The 302-nt window shown below is 68.2% G+C and carries 1 protein-coding gene; it reads left to right on the top strand.

Annotated elements, in window-relative coordinates:
- Positions 1-16: 16 nt before the first annotated feature.
- A partial coding sequence (locus IH13_RS41895) for a polyketide synthase dehydratase domain-containing protein (RefSeq protein WP_324605225.1) occupies positions 17-302 on the top strand: 286 nt, incomplete at its 3' end.

Here is a 302-nt window from a genome sequence, read left to right as displayed (position 1 = left end):
GGTAGGCACGTTGGCCGTGGGTGCGGGCGTGGGTGAGTCGCTGGTGGAGTGGCCGCCGCGGGGTGCTGTCGGGCTGGACGTGGCGGGTCTGTACGGTCAGTTGGCCGATCTGGGTCTTGGGTACGGGCCGGTGTTCCGGGGGCTTCGTGCTGCGTGGCGGCGTGGGGATGACCTGTTTGTGGAGGTCGCCCTTCCTGATGGGGCGGATGTCGAGGGTTTTGGGCTTCATCCGGCTCTGCTGGATGCTGCTTTGCATGGGATGGGGCTGGCGGGTGGTCAGGGTGGCGATGCGCGTCTGCCGT

Origin of the sequence: Streptomyces sp. NRRL WC-3549, from assembly GCF_000721935.1 — a bacterium.
GTDB lineage: Bacteria > Actinomycetota > Actinomycetes > Streptomycetales > Streptomycetaceae > Streptomyces.
This window is presented reverse-complemented; position numbering and strand designations above follow the sequence as displayed.